General features: G+C 72.0%; 18 protein-coding genes. 9 read left to right on the top strand and 9 right to left on the bottom strand.

Features of this window, described 5'->3' with window-relative positions; genetic code table 11:
• Positions 1 to 275 precede the first annotated feature (275 nt).
• From ACFWJX_RS26920 to ACFWJX_RS26910, 3 genes are read left to right on the top strand one after another with little or no spacing between them, the layout of a single operon-like run.
• Complete coding sequence (locus ACFWJX_RS26920; protein WP_383248121.1) at positions 276 to 875, top strand: sulfite oxidase-like oxidoreductase; 600 nt, start codon at positions 276 to 278, stop codon at positions 873 to 875.
• Positions 845 to 1,588: a ferredoxin reductase gene (locus ACFWJX_RS26915; protein ID WP_383248119.1), complete on the top strand. Its 744-nt coding sequence runs from the start codon at positions 845 to 847 to the stop codon at positions 1,586 to 1,588. Before ACFWJX_RS26920 ends, ACFWJX_RS26915 begins: the two co-directional genes overlap by 31 nt.
• Positions 1,589 to 1,608: 20 nt before the next feature.
• Complete coding sequence (locus ACFWJX_RS26910; protein WP_383248117.1) at positions 1,609 to 1,881, top strand: DUF6510 family protein; 273 nt, start codon at positions 1,609 to 1,611, stop codon at positions 1,879 to 1,881.
• Positions 1,882 to 1,903: 22 nt separating this feature from the next.
• On the opposite strand, the gene pgm is transcribed toward ACFWJX_RS26910, so the two are convergent.
• The 4 genes from pgm to ACFWJX_RS26890 all read right to left on the bottom strand — a co-directional run bounded on the left by pgm (position 1,904) and on the right by ACFWJX_RS26890 (position 5,246).
• On the bottom strand, positions 1,904 to 3,544 hold the full coding sequence (pgm, locus tag ACFWJX_RS26905; protein WP_383248115.1) for a phosphoglucomutase (alpha-D-glucose-1,6-bisphosphate-dependent): 1,641 nt from the start codon (positions 3,542 to 3,544) through the stop codon (positions 1,904 to 1,906).
• A gap of 121 nt (positions 3,545 to 3,665) precedes the next feature.
• Complete coding sequence (locus ACFWJX_RS26900) at positions 3,666 to 4,013, bottom strand: PRC-barrel domain containing protein (protein ID WP_383248113.1); 348 nt, start codon at positions 4,011 to 4,013, stop codon at positions 3,666 to 3,668.
• A gap of 288 nt (positions 4,014 to 4,301) precedes the next feature.
• Positions 4,302 to 4,619, bottom strand: coding sequence for a hypothetical protein (locus ACFWJX_RS26895; protein WP_383248111.1), 318 nt, complete (start codon positions 4,617 to 4,619; stop codon positions 4,302 to 4,304).
• A 450-nt stretch (positions 4,620 to 5,069) separates the two neighbouring features.
• The gene (locus ACFWJX_RS26890) at positions 5,070 to 5,246 is read right to left on the bottom strand and encodes a hypothetical protein (protein WP_383248109.1); all 177 of its coding nucleotides are present in this window, start codon (positions 5,244 to 5,246) and stop codon (positions 5,070 to 5,072) included.
• A gap of 205 nt (positions 5,247 to 5,451) precedes the next feature.
• Between ACFWJX_RS26890 and ACFWJX_RS26885 the strand changes: the two genes are divergently transcribed.
• Positions 5,452 to 6,120 carry a lysophospholipid acyltransferase family protein gene (locus ACFWJX_RS26885; RefSeq protein WP_383248107.1) on the top strand — a complete coding sequence of 223 codons (669 nt, stop codon included), beginning with the start codon at positions 5,452 to 5,454 and terminating at the stop codon, positions 6,118 to 6,120.
• 317 nt (positions 6,121 to 6,437) lie between these two features.
• Here ACFWJX_RS26885 and ACFWJX_RS26880 read toward each other — a convergent pair whose 3' ends face one another.
• Positions 6,438 to 7,466, bottom strand: a complete 1,029-nt coding sequence (locus ACFWJX_RS26880; RefSeq protein WP_383248105.1) for a LacI family DNA-binding transcriptional regulator — start codon at positions 7,464 to 7,466, stop codon at positions 6,438 to 6,440.
• Between the two features lie 347 nt (positions 7,467 to 7,813).
• Here ACFWJX_RS26880 and ACFWJX_RS26875 point away from each other — a divergent pair, with 347 nt between their 5' ends.
• The 5 genes from ACFWJX_RS26875 (at position 7,814) to ACFWJX_RS26855 (ending at position 15,421) form a co-directional block, all read left to right on the top strand.
• Complete coding sequence (locus tag ACFWJX_RS26875) at positions 7,814 to 8,740, top strand: carbohydrate ABC transporter permease (protein WP_383248103.1); 927 nt, start codon at positions 7,814 to 7,816, stop codon at positions 8,738 to 8,740.
• Positions 8,741 to 8,744: 4 nt separating this feature from the next.
• The gene (locus ACFWJX_RS26870) at positions 8,745 to 9,692 is read left to right on the top strand and encodes a carbohydrate ABC transporter permease (RefSeq protein WP_383248100.1); all 948 of its coding nucleotides are present in this window, start codon (positions 8,745 to 8,747) and stop codon (positions 9,690 to 9,692) included.
• 89 nt (positions 9,693 to 9,781) lie between these two features.
• The gene (locus ACFWJX_RS26865; protein ID WP_383248099.1) at positions 9,782 to 11,119 is read left to right on the top strand and encodes an ABC transporter substrate-binding protein; all 1,338 of its coding nucleotides are present in this window, start codon (positions 9,782 to 9,784) and stop codon (positions 11,117 to 11,119) included.
• Positions 11,120 to 11,192: 73 nt separating this feature from the next.
• The gene (locus ACFWJX_RS26860) at positions 11,193 to 13,235 is read left to right on the top strand and encodes a beta-galactosidase (RefSeq protein WP_383248097.1); all 2,043 of its coding nucleotides are present in this window, start codon (positions 11,193 to 11,195) and stop codon (positions 13,233 to 13,235) included.
• A gap of 158 nt (positions 13,236 to 13,393) precedes the next feature.
• Positions 13,394 to 15,421, top strand: coding sequence for an RICIN domain-containing protein (locus tag ACFWJX_RS26855; protein WP_383248095.1), 2,028 nt, complete (start codon positions 13,394 to 13,396; stop codon positions 15,419 to 15,421).
• Here the strand turns inward: ACFWJX_RS26855 and ACFWJX_RS26850 are convergent.
• From ACFWJX_RS26850 to ACFWJX_RS26835, 4 genes are read right to left on the bottom strand one after another with little or no spacing between them, the layout of a single operon-like run.
• Positions 15,357 to 16,331, bottom strand: coding sequence for an STM4011 family radical SAM protein (locus tag ACFWJX_RS26850; RefSeq protein ID WP_383248093.1), 975 nt, complete (start codon positions 16,329 to 16,331; stop codon positions 15,357 to 15,359). The two genes, ACFWJX_RS26855 and ACFWJX_RS26850, sit on opposite strands and share 65 nt — an antisense overlap.
• 9 nt (positions 16,332 to 16,340) lie before the next feature.
• Positions 16,341 to 17,678: an STM4012 family radical SAM protein gene (locus ACFWJX_RS26845; RefSeq protein ID WP_383248091.1), complete on the bottom strand. Its 1,338-nt coding sequence runs from the start codon at positions 17,676 to 17,678 to the stop codon at positions 16,341 to 16,343.
• Positions 17,675 to 18,550, bottom strand: a complete 876-nt coding sequence (locus ACFWJX_RS26840) for an STM4013/SEN3800 family hydrolase (RefSeq protein ID WP_383248220.1) — start codon at positions 18,548 to 18,550, stop codon at positions 17,675 to 17,677. Before ACFWJX_RS26840 ends, ACFWJX_RS26845 begins: the two co-directional genes overlap by 4 nt.
• Positions 18,551 to 18,587: 37 nt before the next feature.
• Positions 18,588 to 19,724 (bottom strand): STM4014 family protein, encoded by a 1,137-nt coding sequence (locus ACFWJX_RS26835; protein ID WP_383248089.1) that lies wholly within the window; start codon positions 19,722 to 19,724, stop codon positions 18,588 to 18,590.
• Positions 19,725 to 19,763 lie beyond the last annotated feature (39 nt).

Below are 19,763 nucleotides of genomic sequence, written 5' to 3'. Positions count from 1 at the left end.
CCGGGTGCACGACCGCGCCGGGCGCCGACGGCGACACCCGGGCCCCAGAACCCGTGCACCCTCGCACCGGCCGTGGTGCACGCGCGGGCAAGCCGCCCCCGCACGGGCGCCCTAGCCTGTGCGACGCCGACGACGGCACCCCGGCGGGACGGACATCTCGGCGCAGGGAATCGCCCGGCCCGACCGGCCTCCGGTTGGTGGAGGGGCCGCCGCCGCCCGACACTGACTACGAACCCCCGCACGCTCCCCGGCGGACGTGCCCAGGAGATGACACCGTGAACTCCTTCTCCCCCGGCTTCCGGGGCCGCGGCAAGCGGATGGCCGACAAACTGCCGCCCGGCCAGTATCCGACCGAGTCGTTCCCCGTGCTCTCGGCGGGCCCCACGCCGAAGATCCCCACCGAGTCCTGGCAGTTCACCGTCACGACGGAGACCGGCGAGACGCACGCGTGGGACTGGGACCGGATGATGGCCCTCCCCCAGCAGGACACCGTGCACGACATCCACTGCGTCACGCGCTGGTCCAAGTTCGACACCCGGTGGCGCGGTGTGTCCCTCGACGTGTTCCTCGAGGACGTGGAGACGGCCGCGGACCACGTCGTCGTCAGCAGCTACGGCGGATACACCACGAACCTGCCGCTCGAGGACCTCCTCGACGGCCAGGCCTGGATCGTGCACTCGTTCGACGACTATCCGTTGTCGCCGGAGCACGGCGGCCCGGCCCGGCTGCTCGTGCCCCACCTGTACTTCTGGAAGTCGGCCAAGTGGGTGCGGGGCATCCAGCTCACCCACGAGGACGAGCCCGGTTTCTGGGAGAGCGTCGGCTACCACAACTACGGCGACCCGTGGCGCGAGCAGCGCAACTGGGGCGACTGAGCGTGGCCGTCGTCTGGCGCCGGGCCCGGCTGGTGGAGCGCCGCCCGCAGAACGCCACCGCCCGCACCCTGATCCTCACCGTCCCCGGCTGGCCCGGCCATCTGCCCGGCCAGCACGTCGACGTGCGCCTGACCGCCGACGACGGCTATCAGGCCGTACGCAGCTACTCCCTGGCCGCGCCCGTCGACGGCAACCGCCTCGAACTGGGCGTGCAGGCCGTGCCCGACGGCGAGGTCTCGCCGTATCTGGCCGACGGTCTGCCGGTCGGGGCGGAGGTGGAGGTGCGCGGGCCGCTCGGCAACTGGTTCGTCTGGCGGCCGGGACGGACCGAGCCGGTGCTCCTGGTGGCCGGCGGATCCGGGGCCGTACCGCTGACCGCGATGGTGCGCGCCCACCGGCAGTCGCTCGCGCGCGGCCCCTTCCGTCTGCTGTACTCCGTGCGCGGCGCCGAGGACGTCTGGTACCGCGAGGAACTCGCCGACGGACACCCGGACCTCGCCGTACGCCTCCTCTACACCCGCAAGGCCCCTCCGGGCAGCGCCCGTGCTCCCGGCCGGGTCACCGCCGCCGACCTCGCGGAGGCGTCGGACGGGCTGCCGCCGGCCGCTCCGGTGTACGTCTGCGGCCCCACCGGATTCGTCGAGACCGTCGGCGACCTGCTGACCGGGCTGGGACGCGACCCGGCGACCATCCGCACCGAACGCTTCGGCTGACCCCGACCCTGGAGGCCCCCGTGACCGACCCGGCCCCTCATCGCGACGGCAACTGCCTTGCCGGACCGCTCTCGGAGATCCTCGCCGTGGAGCCCACCGCCGCCTGGTGGCGCTGCCCGGAGTGCGCCCGCTCCGGGCCCCTCGCGGAGCTGCACGTCTACGGCCCCGAGCCCGGCCTCACCGCCCGCTGCCCCGGCTGCGCGTACGTGGCGCTGCGGCTGGTGCGGGAGGAACGGCACGTGTGGCTGACGCTGGGCTCGGGCGACGGCGCGTTCCGCTTCACCGTCGCCTGAGCCGCGGCACTCCCTGCGTGGGTCAGCCGCCGAGGGCCGTCATCACGACGTCCTTCGCCTCCTCCTGCACCTGGCGCAGGTGGTCCGGGCCCAGGAACGACTCGCCGTAGATCTTGTACACGTCCTCGGTGCCGGAAGGGCGGGCGGCGAACCAGGCGTTCTCGGTGGTCACCTTGATGCCGCCGATGGCCGCGCCGTTGCCGGGCGCCTCGGTGAGGACGCCGGTGACCGGTTCCCCGGCCAGGGTGTCCGCGGTGACCTGCGCGGGCGAGAGCTTGGCGAGCAGCGCCTTCTCCTCTCGGGTGGCGGGCGCGTCGATACGGGCGTAGGCGGGCTCGCCGAAACGTGCCGTCAGGGCCGCGTACTGCTCCGACGGGCTCTTTCCGGTGACCGCGGTGATCTCGGAGGCGAGCAGCGCCAGGATGATGCCGTCCTTGTCGGTGGTCCACACCGATCCGTCGCGGCGCAGGAAGGACGCGCCGGCCGACTCCTCCCCGCCGAAGCCGAGCGAGCCGTCGACCAGCCCGTCCACGAACCACTTGAAGCCGACGGGCACCTCGACGAGACGGCGGCCCAGATCGGCGGCCACCCGGTCGATCATGGAGGACGACACCAGGGTCTTGCCGATGCCTGTGCCGTCCGGCCACTGCTCACGGTGGGCGCAGAGGTAGGCGATGGCGGCGGCCAGGTAGTGGTTGGGGTTCATCAGGCCCGCGTCCGGGGTGACGATGCCGTGCCGGTCGGCGTCGGCGTCGTTGCCCGTGGCGATGTCGAACCGGTCCCGCTGCCCGATGAGCGAGGCCATCGCGTACGGCGACGAGCAGTCCATGCGGATCTTGCCGTCCCAGTCCAGCGTCATGAACCGCCAGGTCGGGTCGGCGAGCGGGTTGACCACGGTCAGGTCGAGGCGGTGCTCCTCGGCGATCCGGCCCCAGTAGGCGACCGAGGCCCCGCCGAGCGGGTCGGCGCCGATCCGGACGCCCGCGGCACGGATCGCGTCCAGGTCCAGGACGGCCGGCAGGTCGGCGACGTAGGCGCCCAGGAAGTCGTGACGGCCGGTGCCGGGGGCGGCGAGCGCCCGGCGGTAGGGGATGCGCCGTACGTCCTTCAGGCCGGCCGCGATGATCTCGTTGGCGCGGTCCTGGATCCAGGAGGTGGCGTCGGAGCCCGCCGGACCGCCACTGGGCGGGTTGTACTTGAAACCGCCGTCGCCGGGCGGGTTGTGCGAGGGGGTGACGACCACACCGTCCGCGAGGCCCCCGGTGCGGCCCCGGTTGTGGGTGAGGATGGCGTGCGAGACGGCCGGGGTGGGCGTGTAGCCGTCGGCGCTGTCGATGAGCACGCGAACGTCGTTGGCGGCGAACACCTCCAGCGCGGTGACCCGGGCGGGCTCGGACAGGGCGTGGCTGTCGGCGCCCAGGAAGAGGGGGCCGTCGGTGCCCTGGGCGGAGCGGTACTCGCAGATGGCCTGGCTGGTCGCGGCGATGTGGTCCTCGTTGAACGCCGTGTTCAGGGAGGAGCCGCGGTGCCCGGACGTGCCGAACGCCACCCGCTGGGCCGGGTCGGCGGGGTCGGGGTGCAGCGCGTAGTACGCGGTGACCAGTCGGGCCACGTCGACGAGGTCCTCGGGGCCGGCCGGCCGACCCGCTCGTTCGTGCTGCATGGTCCGTTCCTCCGCATGGGTTGATCCGTCGCTCGCCGTCCCATCTTTCCTCGTCAGGCGGCCGGTCCGCGAGGGGGCCCCGGTCCGCGGCGGTGTTCGCCGCGGTCCTGGGCGGCGCGGGTCAGTGTCCCGGACCGTGCCGGCCGCCGAGCTGGTCACGGTGTCGGGGGTCGCCCAGGTACCTCTCCGGGTCGAAGACGGGCGCCGACCGCACCTCGTCCTTCGTCCGGGAGACCTGCACGATGCGGGCCTGGTGGTCGACGCCCATGACGGCGTCCGCCGGGAGCACCACGTCCTTGCCGAGGAACCAGATCCCGGTGTGCACCACCAGGTGCAGCCGATCGAGGTCCCTGGTGTATTTGCTGACCTTGCCCACCCGGCCGTCCCTGGCGTCCACCTGATACCCGGTCAGATCGTCGTCCGGAGTGTGCCCGGCCGTCGGGACGGTGTGCCCTCGGTACTCGCTCACGGTGTCCTCCCTGGGGTTGTGCTCGGTGCTTCGGTGCTTCGGTGCTTCGGTGCTTCTGCGCTCCTGTGTTCCTGTGTTCCTTCGTTCCTGTGTTCCTGCGTGTGCCCGGTGCGGCTCACGGCAGGCGTTTCGGCAAGCGGCTTCGTCGTGTCGGCTCGTGCGAGCGTCTTCGGAAAACGGTTTCCGACGTTTTCCCGCGCGGAAGGTTACTGAAAGCGGTTCCCGGAGTTTCCGCTCACTGAAGCGTTCCGACAGCGGTTACCCGCCTTTCCGCACCCGCGGCCGGGATCAGACGTCGGAATCGATGCCGGTGACCGCCGCCGGCCCCAGCGGCGCGTCGCTCTCGTCCAGCCCGGACTCGCGCAGGGCCGACTGCGCGAGCAGCCGCGCGCTCTCCTCGGCGTGCGGCGCGGTGTCCGCCTCCACGGTCAGCCGGATGGTGAACGTGTCGTCGTCGTTCAGCGAGAGGGCGTCGAGGCCCTCGCTGTTGCCCATCTGTGTGCGGTGCGGGTCGGCCGGGCTCAGGGAGCGGCTGATCCGGGACCGGGTGTCCGCGTCGACGTCGGTGGTGAAGGTGCCGGGGACACTGATCACGTAGGTCGTCATGACGATCCTTTCCTGGGTTCCCTGCCGCCTACCCCGACTCCCGCCCGCTCATCGGAAAGCGGCCGAACCCGCCGGCCGGCGGGCGTTGCGCGGACGTCGAGCCACACGTGGCACGGTCCCGGCCGAAGCGCGTCGGCTGCGGGTGCCCGGACCGCTCCTCTCCGGGCCGCCGTCGGCGTCGGCCCGCGCTACATCGACCACATCCCGGCCGACGCCCTCTCCGCCCGTGACGCGGCCGTCGGCCGGCCCGCCGCCCGGCCGGTCACCGCGACTCCGCCCCGGCCGGACGCCCGTGTCACCGTCACCGACTCCGCCGCGGAGCGGCTCCACCTGTCGTGCACCGGGACCGCACTGGCCTCCGGGAGCGATCGCTTGGTCAGTCCGACCGGTGCGCGCACACACCTGAGCGGGCCCGCTCCCGGATCACCGGGGGCGGGCCCGCCATTCGCCTCAGCGTCTGCGGCCGCGCGCCGACCAGCCGGCGCCAATGCCGGCGACGTGGAGGGCGAGCAGGGTCAGGCCGAGCAGCATGATGTTGGTGGAGGTGAAGGTGTCGTTGGTCGAGATCTCCGCCGCGTTGATCAGGAAGGCGATGAAGAACCCCACCGCCGCGATGATGGCCAGCACGATGTCCGTCCCTTCGGGGGTAGTAGTGGCTGCGGGTGTCGGCTCGTTCGGGTCAGTCGTTCTCCGGATGCCCCCGACCGGGCGGCGAACACCGCGGAACCCGTAGGAGGTCGTACGGGTGTCTGAGTAGGTGTACTCAGGCGCGGTCGCCGCGCCGCCGCCAGACTGGGCTCACTCACCCCGCCCCGATCGGAAAGGGCCCGCCGTGCTGACGCGTGCCGCCTCCGTCCTGGTGCCCTTGTTCGGGCGCCTCACCGTGACCAGTGAACTCCGGATGCGCCTCTCCTCGGGGACCATCTTCGCGGCCAACCACGACTCCCTGGCCGACCCCGCCGTCGTGCTGGCCGCGCTGCGCGGGCTCGGCGTGGAGCCGGTCGTGATGGCGACCGCGGGACTCTGGCGGGTGCCCGTGCTCGGGCGGGCGCTGGCCCGCGAGGGCCATATCCCCGTCCACCGCCGCTCGGCACGCGCCGCGTACGCCCTCGACGCCGCCGCCGAGGCCCTCGCCGGGGGACGGCACGTCCTGCTCTACGGCGAGGGCGGGCTGCCGGACCGCACAGACGCGGCGCCCGGCCCGCCGGAGGCGTTCCGCACCGGACTCGCCCGGCTCGCGCAGGTATCCGGCGCGCTGGTGGTGCCGGTGGGCCACGCCGGCGCCCGGCGGATCACCTCGGGCTCGACGGCCAAGCAGGTGGCGGGTGCCCTCACCGCCCCGGTACGCCGCCCCCACTGCCACGTCCACGTCGGCGCCCCGCAACGACTCCCCGCAGAGGCCCACACCGGCACGGCGGCGGCCCGGACCGCCGTCACGGTCGCCTGGCGCACAGCGGCCCGAGCGGTAGGGGAACGGGACTTGGAACTGCGGCTGGTATAGGAGCAAGGTCTACGGGGCCCGGCGGCGAGCTGCCCCAACTCGCCGACTCCGCGGCTTCGCCGGCCCGGTCCCGTGAGGACCGCCCGAAGGTCTCGCCGACGCCCCGGCACTCCGTCCGACCGCACGGGCCGGGTCGGTCCACCAGGGCCCATCCGCCGGCCTCCGGTCCTCCGGCCCCCTGACCTCCACCTGCGACTGCTCGCAGCCGACCCGAGTCGGCAGGCCCGGCCACTGGGCCCTCGCCCCGGTCGGAGCCCGCCCCGACCGGAGTCCGCATCCTGGCCCGGGGCGCCGCACGAGCCCCCGCCCCATCGGCCTCAGCCCTCCCCCGCTCCCCCGGCCGGCGCCGGCCCGCGTCGGCCCCCCGGCGGCGGTGCCGTGCTGTCGCGCAGCACCAGGCGGGTCGGAACCAGGGTCGTGCCGCGTTGGGGGCCGTCTCGGCGCATCTTGCGGAGCACGGCCTGGACGCAGAGACGGCCGACCTCGGCGAAGTCCTGGTGGAGGGTGGTCAGCGGGGGCAGGAAGGAGCCCGCTTCGGGGATGTCGTCGAAGCCGATCACGCTGACGTCCTCGGGGACGCGCCGGCCGCGCTCGTGCAGGGCGCGCAGCAGGCCGAGGGCCATCTGGTCGTTGGCCGCGAAGACGGCGGTGCAGTCCTCGTGGGCGGCGAGTTCGAGGCCGGCGTGGTAGCCGGACTCGGCCGACCAGTCGCCGCGGACGAGGGGCGGCGTGGGGCGGCCCGCGTCGGTGAGCGCTCCGCGCCAGGCGTCGGCGCGGCGCTGGGCGGCGAAGGAGTCCTCGGGTCCCGCCAGGTGCCAGACCGTCAGGTGCCCGAGGTCCAGGAGGTGTTGGACGGCCGTGCGGGTGCCGCCGGACTGGTCGGTGTCGACGACGGTGTAGTGGCTGCCGGCGTCGGAGTCGACGACCACGACCTGGACGTGCGGTGGCAGGGTGACGGTCGCCGCGTCCAGCAGATGGACCTCCATGATGACGATCACCGCGTCGACGGCGAGTTCCTCAAGGCGGGAGAACGCGCCGCGCACCTCGTCCTGGGTGGGCACGGCGACCGGCAGCAGCGTCACGGCGTACCCCTCGGCGGCGGCGGAGGTCGCGATGGCCTCCAGGGTCCGCACGTTGCCGGTCGTGGACAGCGTGAAGGTGATCACGCCTATCGTGCGGAACTCTCCGCGCTTGAGGGCGCGGGCCGCGCTGTTGGGCCGGTAGCCCAGTTCCTTCATGGCGGCGAGCACCTGTTGCCGGGTTTCCTCGTTCACACCGGCGTAACCGTTGGAGACGCGCGACACCGTCTGCGAGGACACGCCGGCGAGGCGTGCCACGTCCGCCATCGAGGCCGTGGTCCGGCCTCGGCCGCGAGTCCGTCGTGCCGCGCCGTCCGGGCCTTGAGCGCCCCCGGCCGGGCCCATGGCCGTCCCGGCTCCGTTCGCCGGGGCTCTTTCAGCCATCTCCACGCGTTGCCCCCATCTTTCTGTCGCCGCAGCTTTCAGGGTCTCCGCAGATGACCCTTGACCATGGTTATCGGGGCAGTGTAGACATGCCGCCATCAGATGTTTACGTAAACATAACAGCCCACCGCCTCTTCGCAGTGGCTGATGTTTGCGTAAACATCGTGGCGGTGCGCACGGCACGTCGGCGCGACACCGCGGGTTCCAGGACTGGATGAGCGAGGAACGACATGACGACGCTGCAACCGCCGGTGGCCGCCGAGCCGCGGCCGGCGCCCCCTCCGGCGAACCGGGACCGCCGCTCCTGGATGGGCTGGGGTTTCATCGGTCCCTTCGTGGCCGTGTTCGCCCTGGTCTTCCTGGCCCCGATCGCGTACTCGATCTACCTCAGCCTCTTCCGCGACCAGCTCATCGGCGGCACGCAGTTCGTCGGCTTCGACAACTACACGCAGGCGCTGAAGGACGACCAGTTCTGGGGCGCGCTCGGGCGGGTGTCGCTGTTCCTGGCCATCCAGGTGCCGATCATGCTGGGCATCGCCCTGCTGGTGGCGCTGGCGCTGGACAGCGGCCGGCTCTACGGCAAGAGCTTCTTCCGCATCACGATCTTCCTGCCGTACGCGGTGCCCGCCGTGGTCGCCACCCTCATGTGGGGCTTCATGTACGGCACGAAGTACGGCCTGGTGGGCGACATCAACGAGGCGTTCAGCGTCTCGCTGCCCGATCCGCTCTCCCCCGACCTGGTGCTGGCGTCGATCGGCAACATCGTCACCTGGGAGTTCGTCGGCTACAACATGCTGATCTTCTACTCGGCGCTGCGCGTCATCCCGCACTCGCTGTACGAGGCCGCGGAGATCGACGGCGCCGGACAGATCCGCGTGATCACCGCGATCAAGCTGCCCGCGATCCGGGGTGCCCTGGTCATCGCGACGATCTTCTCGATCATCGGCAGCTTCCAGCTGTTCAACGAGCCGAACATCCTGCGGCCGCTGGCCCGCAACGCCATCACCACCGACTACACGCCGAACTTCTACACGTACTCGCTGTCCTTCAACGGCCAGCAGCACAACTACTCCGCGACGGTGGCCATCATCATGGGCCTGATCACGATGGTGATCGCCTACGTCGTGCAGCTGCGCGGCATGCGCAAGGGAGCGTGACCCGATGAGCAGCCCTCTCACCACCGCCTCCCCCTCCGTACCCGCGAAGACCTCAGGTCCCGGCCGGAACGCCCCGCGGCTGCGCAAGCCGCGCAAGCCCTCCGCCGGAAAGCCCAAGCGCAGCGTGCTGCTGACGGTGCTGACCTCGCTGATCGTCATCTACACCGTCGTACCGCTGATCTGGCTGGCCATCAACGCCACCAAGACGCAGGCGGGTCTGGCCGACTCGTCAGGCATGTGGTTCGCCCACGACTTCGCGCTGTGGGACAACATCCGCGACACGTTCACCTACGACGACGGCGTGTTCACGCGCTGGCTGCTGAACACCCTGATGTACGTGGTGCTGGGCGCCGGCGGGGCCACCTTCCTCGCGGTGCTGGGCGGTTACGCGCTGGCGAAGTTCGACTTCCCCGGCAAGCGCGGCATCTTCGCCACGGTGATCGGCGCGGTGGCGGTCCCCGGCACGGCCCTGGCGGTGCCCACCTTCCTGATGTTCAGCAAGATGGGCCTGACCGACACCCCGTGGGCCGTGATCATCCCCTCGCTGGTCTCGCCGTTCGGCCTGTACCTGATGTGGGTGTTCGCCACCGAGGCCATCCCCACCGAACTGCTCGAGGCCGCCCGCATCGACGGGGCCGGCGAGGCGCGGATCTTCTTCACCGTCGCCCTGCCGCTGCTCGCCCCCGGCATCGTGACCGTGCTGCTGTTCACCACGGTCGCCACCTGGAACAACTACTTCCTGCCGCTGATCATGCTCAAGGACTCGGACTGGTATCCGCTGACGCTCGGTCTCAGCGTGTGGAACTCCCAGGCCGAGACCATCGGCGGCGACGTCATCTTCAACCTGGTGATCACCGGTTCGCTGCTCACCATCCTGCCGCTCATCGCCGCGTTCCTGCTGCTCCAGAAGTACTGGCAGTCGGGTCTCGCCGCGGGCAGCGTCAAGGAGTGACCCCTCGGCCCAGCGGCCGCCCCCTCAGCCCCACACCGCGCACCACCACCCTCACCCCGTCCCGCCCACGAAGAAGTGGAAGCACCTCCATGCGCAGAAAGACCAGCCGCCTGCTTCGCGGCATCGCCCTCCTGTCCACGCTCGCCCTGGGCGCCACCGCCTGCGGCGGCTCGGACGACGACTCCGCCGGCAAGGCGGTCTCCGCCTCGGACATCCAGGCGGCCCTGAAGAAGGGCGGCACGGTGACGGTGTGGGCCTGGGAGCCCACGCTGAAGACGGTCGCCGCCGACTTCGAGAAGAAGTACCCGAAGGTCAAGATCAACCTCGTCAGCGAGCGGTCCGGCGACAAGCACTACACCGCGCTGTCGAACGCGATCTCGGCCGAGAAGGGCGTCCCGGACGTCGCGCAGGTCGAGTACTTCGCGGTGAGCCAGTACGCGCTCACCAAGGGCCTCTCCGACCTGGCCCCGTTCGGCGCCGACAAGCTGGCGTCCAAGTACACGCCGGGTCCGTGGAACGCCGTCACCGAGGACAAGGCGGTCTACGGCCTGCCGATGGACTCCGGCCCCATGGCGATGTTCTACAACAAGAAGATCTTCGACAAGTACAAGATCGCCGTCCCGACCACGTGGGACGAGTACGTCGACGCCGCGCGGGCGCTGCACAAGGCCGACCCCAAGGTCTACATCGCCAACGACGCCGGTGACGCCGGCTTCACCACCAGCATGCTGTGGCAGGCCGGTTCGCGGCCGTACAAGGTCGACGGCACCAACGTGAAGATCGACTTCAACGACGCGGGTGCCAAGAAGTACACGGACACCTGGCAGAAGCTCATCGACGAGAAGCTCGTCTCGCCGATCAACGGCTGGACCGACGACTGGTACAAGGGTCTGGGCGACGGCACCATCGCCACCCTCACCACCGGCGCCTGGATGCCCGCCAACTTCGTCACCGGCGTGCCGAACGCGGCCGGCGACTGGCGCGCGGCCCCGATGCCGGCGTGGACCAAGGGCGACAAGGCCAGCGCGGAGAACGGCGGCAGCTCGCTGACCCTGCCGTCGCTCGGCAAGAACAAGGAACTCGCGTACGCCTTCGTCGAGTACGCGAACTCCGGTGACGGCGTGCAGACCCGCGTCAAGCAGGGCGCCTTCCCGGCGACGACGGCGGAGCTGCAGTCCGCCGAGTTCCAGAGCACCAAGTTCGACTACTTCGGGGGCCAGGAGGCGAACAAGATCTTCGCCGACTCCGCCGCGAACGTCGCCGACGACTGGTCGTACCTGCCGTTCCAGCAGTACGCCAACTCGATCTTCAACGACACCGTGGGCAAGGCCTACGTCTCCGGCACCAAGCTGTCGGACGGTCTGAAGTCGTGGCAGGACGCCTCGGTGAAGTACGGCGAGGAGCAGGGCTTCACCGTCGAGAAGTAGGACAGCAGCAGACGCAGGGCGGCGCGGGCGATCTCCGCGTCGCCCCCGTGCACCGCACCCCGGAAGGACCGCCATGATCTCCACCCTCCACTCCCGCCGCCGCGGGGCGGACGGTGACCCCGCCCCGCGTCTGGCCTACGGCGCCGACTACAACCCCGAGCAGTGGCCCCGGGACGTGTGGGAGGAGGACGTACGGCTGATGCGCGAGGCCGGCGTCACCGTAGTGTCCGTGGCGATCTTCTCCTGGGCCCGGATCCAGCCGACCCGGGACACCTGGGACTTCGGCTGGCTCGACGAGGTCATGGACCTTCTGCACGCGGGCGGCATAGGCGTCGACCTGGCCACCGCGACCGCCTCCCCGCCGCCCTGGCTGACCACCGCCCACCCGGAGATCCTGCCGGTGACGGCGAGCGGCGAGACGGTGTGGCCGGGTGCCCGCCAGCACTGGCGGCCCACCTCGCCCGTCTTCCGCGAGCACGCCCTGCGGCTGGTGCGGGAGCTGGCGGCCCGGTACAAGGACCACCCCGCGCTGGTGGCCTGGCACATCTCCAACGAGCTGGGCTGCCACAACATCTACGACTACTCCGACGACGCGGCCCGCGCCTTCCGCGGCTGGCTGCGCGCCCGCTACGGCACGCTGGAGGCCCTCAACCACGCGTGGGGCACGGCGTTCTGGTCGCAGCGCTACAGCGACTGGGAGCAGATCCTGCCGCCGCGGCTGACCGCCTCGCACCCCAACCCGACACAGCAGCTGGACTTCAAGCGCTTCTCCTCCGACGCGCTGAAGGACTACCTGCGCGCCGAGCGGGAGGTCCTGCGCGAGCTGACGCCCGAGGTCCCGGTCACCACCAACTTCATGGTGATGGGCGGCACCAAGGGCATGAACTACCCGGACTGGGCGGAGGAGATCGACTTCGTCTCCAACGACCACTACGTCCACCCCGGCCCGCAGGACCGCGACGAGCTGTCCTTCTCGGCGAACCTCGTGAGCGGGATCTCCGGCGGGCGGCCCTGGTTCCTGATGGAGCACTCCACCAGCGCCGTGAACTGGCAGCCGGTCAACGTGGCCAAGCGGCCCGGCGACCTCGCCCGTGACGCGCTGCTGCACGTGGCGCACGGCGCGGACGCGGTGTGCTTCTTCCAGTGGCGGCAGTCGGCGGCCGGCGCCGAGAAGTACCACTCGGCGATGGTCCCGCACGCCGGCGCGGACAGCGACCTGTTCCGGGCCGTGGCCGCGCTCGGCGACACTCTGAAGACCCTGGCACCGGTCGCCGGGACCGAGCGGGAGACCGCCCGGGTCGGCGTCCTGTACGACTGGGAGTCGTGGTGGGCCAGCGAGCAGGACTCGCACCCCACCTCCCTGCTCGACTACCGGCAGGAGGCGCTCGACTGGTACTCGGCGCTCCTCGCCCTCGGCGTCCGCGCCGACCTCGTCACCACCCGCGCCGACCTCTCCCGCCACCAGGTGCTGATCGCCCCGGTGCTGCACGTGGTGCCCGCCGAGCTGGCCAAGGAGCTGACCCGGTACACCGAGCGGGGCGGTCACCTGATCACCACGTACTTCTCCGGCGTCGTCGACGAGAACGACCACGTCTGGCTGGGCGGCTATCCGGGCGCCCTGCGCGAGCTGCTCGGCATCCGCGTCGAGGAGTTCGGGCCGCTGCTGGCCGGGGAGAGCGTGGAGCTGGACGACGGGACCACGGGCACCCTGTGGACCGACCAGATCACCGCCGCCGACGCCGACACGCAGGTCCTGGCCCGCTACCGCACCGGTGTGCAGGCAGGCCGCCCCGCCGTCACCCGCCGTCCCACGGGCGAGGGTTCGGCGTCCTACGTCTCCACCCGCCTCGGCGTCGACGGGCTCGTGTCGCTGCTGCCGCGGCTGCTGGAGCCGGCCGGGGTCGGCAGCGAGCTTCCCGAGGAGGCCCGCGGCCGGGTCGAACTGACCGTCCGGCGCGGGGACTCGGGACGGTTCCTGTTCCTGGTCAACCGGACCGACGACACGGTGCCCGTGACCGGACTCGCCGGGGACGTCCTGGTCGGCACCGGCGGCACCGGCGGCGCGCTGGTCCTCGGACCGCGCGAGGTCGCCGTACTGCACCAGCCCGCCGGCTGAGACAGAGAGCCGGCCGGGACGAACCGCCCGCCCAGGAAGGCGCGCACACCCCCCACACGACTCCTCGGTACGGCACGCACCCGTGCCGAGGGCCATCCCCTCCCGCCCCCTTGGCGGGAGGGGCCCATGCAGCGACCGCACCGCAGTTGGGAGAACAGATGGCACGCCGTACCCGCACCAGACGGACCCTCGGGGCCGCCGGACTGACCGCGCTGGCCACGGGGGCAGCCCTGCTCGCCGTTCCGGCGCAGGCCGAGGCCGCCGCGTCCGTCACCGTGCAGCCCGACCCGTCGTACCAGCAGGAGAAGTTCGAGGGCTGGGGCACCAGTCTGGTCTGGTTCGCCAACGCGACCGGCGACTATCCGCCGGAGATACGCGAGAAGCTGGCGAAGCTCCTCTTCGGCGACGACGGGCTGGCGCTCAACATCGCCCGGTACAACGTCGGCGGCGGCAACGCTCCGGACGTCAAGGACTACCTGCGCGCCGGCGGCGCGGTCGAGGGCTGGTGGAAGGCGCCCGCGGGCACCACCCGCACGGACACCGACTGGTGGAGCGCCGACGACCCGGCGGACTGGAACAAGGACGCCGACGCCAACCAGCGCTGGTGGGTCGACCGGATCAAGAACGACATCGACCACTGGGAGACGTTCAGCAACTCCCCGCCGTGGTTCATGACCGTCAGCGGCTACGTCTCCGGCGGGTTCGACTCCAGTGCCGAACAGCTGAAGCCGGAGTCCGTCGACGACTTCGCCGCCTACATGGCGGGCGCGACCAAGCGGCTGGAGAAGGCCGAGGGCATCAAGGTCGACACGGTCGACCCGTTCAACGAGCCGAACACCAACTACTGGGGCACCCGTCTCGGTGCGGACGGCCAGCCGGTCGGCGGCCGTCAGGAGGGCGCCCACATCGGCCCCGAGGTCCAGCAGAAGGTCCTCGCCGCCCTGGCGCCGGCGCTGAAGAAGGCCAAGGTCAAGGCCGAGATCTCGGCGATGGACGAGACCAACCCGGGCATCTTCGCGACGAACTGGAACGCCTACTCGCAGGCCTCCCGCGACCTCGTCGACCAGATGAACGTCCACACCTACGGCACCGGGCAGCGCACCACCGTCCGGGACCTGGCCAAGGCGGCGGACAAGCCGCTGTGGATGAGCGAGGTCGAGGGCGACTGGGGCGACGGCCAGAGCTTCACCGACATGCGCCCGGGTCTCGGTCTCGCCCAGCAGATGGTGAACGACCTGCGCGAACTGGAGCCCAAGGCCTGGGTGTTCTGGCAGCCGGTCGAGGACCTCGACAACATGAAGCCGGGCGGCGAGTCCGCGAAGGGCGGCAACTGGGGCAGCATCCAGCTCCCGTTCAGCTGCACCTCGACGGACACCCTTGAGTCCTGCCCCATCCTCACCAACACCAAGTTCGACACCGCGCGCAACTTCACGCACTTCATCAAGCCCGGCGACAAGCTGATCAAGGTGGACGACACCTCCAGCGCCGCCGCCGTCACCGCGGACGGCAAGGGCGCCTCGCTCGTCCACGTCAACAGCACGACCGAGGCCCGCACGGTCACGATCGACCTGTCGAAGTTCCGCAAGGTCGGTAAGAACGCGACCGTCACCCCGGTGGTCACCAGCGCCGACGGCAAGCTCCAGCCGCAGGCGCCGATCGCGGTCAGCGACCGCGAGGCCACCTTCACCGTGCCCGCCCAGTCGGTGACCTCCTTCGCCGTGAAGGGCGTGTCCGGCGTCGCGAAGGACGCCCCGCTGATCCGCAAGGGCCACACCTACACGCTGACCGGCGTGCAGAGCGGCAAGGCGGTCACCGTCGCCGCGAACGGCACCAGCCTGGTCCTCGGCACCGGCAACGGCACCGCGGCCCAGCAGTGGCAGCTCGACGCCCGGTACGGCGAGACCGGCGCCCGCCAGCGCTACGTGTTCGCCAACCCGGCCGAGGGCAAGCGGCTGGCCGTCCGCGACAACGTGCCCGTGGTCGAGCCCGACACGGGCGAGCGCGATCCCGCCACCGAGTGGGTCATGTCGACCACCGGTGACGGCACCTGGACCCTGGTGAACCCGGCCACCAGCCGGGTCCTGGAGGTCGGCGGCCAGGCGACGAACGAGGGCGCCGCCGTCACCACCTGGCAGCCCAACTCCGGCTCCAACCAGCGCTGGAGGGTGACGGACGTGACTCCGTAGCCCCTTGTCGGTCCGCAGTCTCCGCCCGCATCGCGATCGTCGTGATGCGGGCGGAGTGCTGTGCGGGGGCCGGTGCCGGGATCCGTTCCAGGACCCCGCCCGCGAAGACGTCGTACAGGGGCAGCGTCTCCAGGTGGACGTAGCCGATGTGGCAGTCGCAGACGGCCAGCGGGCAGGCGCGGGGGCGCAGGGCGGCGCGGTAGGTACCGTCGTAGAGGTTGCCGAGCGGGGCGGGGACGAAGTGGCAGCGGCGGACGGTGCCCTCGCCGTCGACGGAGATCACCGAGTCGCCGGTGCGGCAGGGCAGGCCGGCGCTGGTGTGCGGGTGGCGGCTGTACGGGAACAGCGGGTCCAGGTCCGTCCACCGGGCGGCGTCGGCGTCGCTGTAGGTGTGGCCCTCGGCTGCGTTGATCCACAGGTACACGTGCTCGGGGAGGTCGCCGCGCAGGCGGCGGGCCGCGTCGAGGTGTTCGGGCAGACCTACGACGCCGACGCTGAAGCGTATGCCGCGCGCGGTGAGGTCGCGGCACTTGGTGAGGAAGCGGTCGTAGGGGGTCTGGCCGGGGTGGTAGGTGCACCACAGGGCGAGGGTGTCGGGGTCGGCCTCGGCGAGCCAGTCGGTGCGGCAGCTGAGGTTGGTCTGGATGGCGACCCGGCGGATGTGCGGGAGGCGGGACAGGTCGGCGAGGGTGCGCCGGTACCAGGAGCGGACCAGGCCCTCGCCCCAGGGCGTGAACAGCAGGGAGAGCCGGTCGTCGGTCTGCCGTGCGGCCCAGTCGGCGAAGCGTTCCAGGGCGGCGCGGTCGGCGCGCAGTTGGGCTCCGGTGTCGCGCCGCTTGGCGAACGGGCAGTAGGGGCAGTCGTAGTCGCAGGAGGCGAGGGGGCCGCGGTAGAGGAGCGTCAGGTCCATGACGGGTGGTCACTTCCTCGCGTAGGCGGCCATGGCGGCCCGCACGGCCGGGGAGAACAGGGCGGGGCCGATCGCGTCGGAGTGGGCGAGGCCCTCCGGGGTGAGCCGGAGGACGGCCGGGTCGCCGGCCAGCCAGCCGTGCTCGGCGAGGCGCTCCAGTTCGGGGCCGAAGTCGTCGGCGGGGGCGGCGCCGAAACGGGCCCGGTAGTCGTCGGTGCGCAGGCCGTCGGCCTGGAGGAGGGACTGCAGGAGATGGCGGCGGCGCGCCTCGTGGGCGTCCATGGCGTGGCCGACCTCGGCGTGGGAGAAGTCGGCGGTGGTGACGTAGTCGTCGATGATCGCGCGGATCTCGTGCATGTCGACGGCGTAGTCGAAGGAGTAGTGCAGGCGGGCCGTGTAGGAGCGGGCGCCGCAGCCGAGGCCGATCATGCCGTCGGTCTGGCAGGCGTAGTCGTCGGCGCCCTGGGAAGGGGCGTCCGCGCGGCGGAACATGCGCATGGACCGCTGGACGTAGCCGTGCCCGAGGAGGTGGTCGCGGCCCGCCCGGTACAGGCGCAGCCGCTGTTCGTCCCAGTCGGGGTCGGGGCCGGTGCGGCGGCGGTCGAGGCCGGTGAGGGGGCGGACGTAGAGGGGGTAGAGGTACAGCTCCTCGGGGCGCCAGGCGAGGGCCGCGTCCAGGGAGTGGCGCCAGGTGTCCTCGCTCTGGCCGTCGATGCCGTAGATCAGGTCGATGTTGAGGACCGGTATGCGGGCGTCGCGGATCCGGCCGAGGGCGGCCTCGACATCGGCGCGCCGCTGCGGGCGTACGGCGGCGCGGGCCTCGGAGTCGACGAAGCTCTGCACGCCGAGGCTGAGCCGGGTGGCACCGCGGCCGGCCAGGACGGCGAGCCGGTCGGCGGTTGCGGTGGCGGGCGAGGCCTCCACGGACAGCGGGACCGCGCGCAGGTCGGCACCCATGCGGTGCTCGGCGATGTCGCAGAGGCGGTCCAGCTCGGCGGCGGTGAGGAAGGTGGGGGTGCCGCCGCCGAAGGCCGCGGTGGCGAAGCGGACCTCGTCGGTGTCCCCGAGCGCCGCGCGTACGGCGTCCGCCTGGCGTTCGAGCGCGTCGAGGTAGGCGCCGGTCAGGCCGTGGGGGGCGCCGATGCGGGTGAAGAGGTTGCAGAAGCCGCAGCGGACCTCGCAGAACGGGATGTGCAGATAGAGGGAGAGGGCGTCCTTCGGTTCGGCCGCCCACAGGGTGCTCAGCGGGGGGCGGTCGGGGAGCGTGCGGTAGGCGGTCTTGTGCGGGTAGGCGTAGACGTAGTGCTGGTAGGGGCTGGGGCGGGTGGTCGGCTCGGCGGTGGTCATCGGGTGGCCTCCGTCGGACTGGGTGCGGGGTCGGCTGCGGGCTCGGCCGTGGGGCCGGCTGCGGAGTCGGTTGCGGGGTCGAGGAAGAAGTGGGCGTAGGGCACGGTCCACACGGACTCGTGGCCGAGACGGTGGCCGGTGTAGCCGTCGTCGCCGTAGGCGGTGCCGTGGTCGGAGCAGACGATCGCGAAGCAGCGGCGCCGGCTGCTCGCCGCCGCGAACAGCCGCCCGATGTGCCGGTCGACGTACTCCAGTGCGGCGGCGTGCGTCTCGAGGGTGTCGCCGGACCCGCGGGTCGCGCCGGGCAGGTGGAACCAGTTCGGCTGGTGCAGCGCGGAGACGTTGACGAACAGGAACAGCCGCTGTGCGGCGGGGAGTTCGCGTACGACGCGTTCGGCGCGGGCCACCTGGTTCTCGAACGAGTGGGGCGAGGTGACGCCGAACTCCGTCTCCCAGTGGGACTCGTGGAACAGGCCGGGCAGCACCGAGCCCAGCGGGCCCTGCTTGTTGAAGAAGCCCACTCCCCCGACGCACACGGTGTGGTAGCCCGCCTTCGCCAGGCCGGACACCAGGTCGGGGGTGTCGTGGACGAAGGTTTTGTCGGCGGTGGTCTCGCTGCCGGCGAAGCTCGCGGCGAACAGGCGGGGGTGCGGTCCGGGGGCGGCCGGGGTGGGCAGGAAGCCGGCGAAGATCGCCTGGTGGGAGGCGTAGGTGAAGCTGCCGGGGGCGTGCCGCTTCTCCCAGCGGCCGCCGGGGAGGTGCCGGGCCAGGTTCGGCAGCCGGCCGGCGGCGGCCAGTTCGGCGGCGACGTCGTGGCGCAGGGTGTCGAGGGTGACGAGCAGCAGGTCGTGACTGCCCACCACCTCGTTCATGTCCGGCTCGTCTCCGTGCGGTTGGCTCATGTCCGGCTCACGCATGGGGTGTTCCTGTTCTGTGCCGGGCGGGGGCGCCGCCCAGGGCTGCGGCCACCTGGGTGGCGTAGGTGTCGAGGCCCTCGGCGCCGCTGCCGGGGAGGCCGGTGAGCCGGGGCAGCAGGTCGCCGAAGGCGTTGACCTCCCCGACGGCGGCTCTGCGCCAGTCGACGGCCGGCAGCAGGTCGACGCCCACGCAGAGGGTGCGGGGGAAGCAGGCGGCGGCCCGTTCGCACACGTCGAGCAGGTCGGACCAGCGGGCGCCGGCCGCCTCGACGGCCTGCCGGGCCGTGCCGAGGTCGCCGCGGCTGCCGCCGAGGTGGAGGTTGGTCAGGGGTGAGCGGCTGGTGCGGACCACCGCGTGGGTGGCCCGGCCGGCCACGACGACGACCCGCAGATCGGCGGCGCGGCCCTGCTGGGAGGCCTTCGGCAGCCAGCGTTCCAGGTGCAGGCCGTCGGGGGCGAGCGCGTCGACGATGGTCGCGATGTCCCGCTCGTCCTGGTAGCGGCGGACCCTGAGCGAGTTGAACAGGCCGCCGTCGGCGGTGAGTTCCACCGAGGTGGTGGCCCTGATCCGCCCCGGTCCGCCCGTCTCCACGGCCAGCACCCCGGACGCGGACGAACCGTGCGCGGGCTTGACGAACAGCCGGGGCATCCGGTGCTCCCGCATCAGCGCCCGTACGTCGTCCCAGCCGTGCACCGGGGCGGCCGACGGGCCCGAGGTGGGCGAGGCGGGCACCGGTACGCCTGCCGAGTCGAGGACGGCGTGGCAGCGCCGCTTGTCGAACAGCACGGGGAGGTCGTCCGGGTCGTCGAGCCGGATGCCACCGCGCAGTCCGGCGAGTGCGGCGGTGAACCCGGCGTACCAACGGGCCGAACCCTCGACGCGGGTGGGGTCGCCGGGGCCGCGCAGCAGCCGGTCCACGTGCGCGTTCTCCCCCGGTGAGTCGATCCGGACGATCTCGTCGGGGCCGAACTCGGCCCCGCCCGCGCGCAGGACGTCCGTCCAGGCGACGACGCGCGGAGCGGGGAGACCGGCCGCGCGCACGGCCTCCGCGAAGAGGGTGACGCGGCGGTTCTCGGGGTTGCCGACGACCGCGAAGCGTGGCCGCCGGTGGGGGGCCGGCCGCTGCATGGCGTCCTCTCGTGGGGCGTTCGGGGGTCGGCGCGGTGG

It is taken from the genome of Streptomyces sp. NPDC058335 (genome assembly GCF_042723915.1).
Taxonomy (GTDB): Bacteria; Actinomycetota; Actinomycetes; order Streptomycetales; family Streptomycetaceae; genus Streptomyces.
This window is presented reverse-complemented; position numbering and strand designations above follow the sequence as displayed.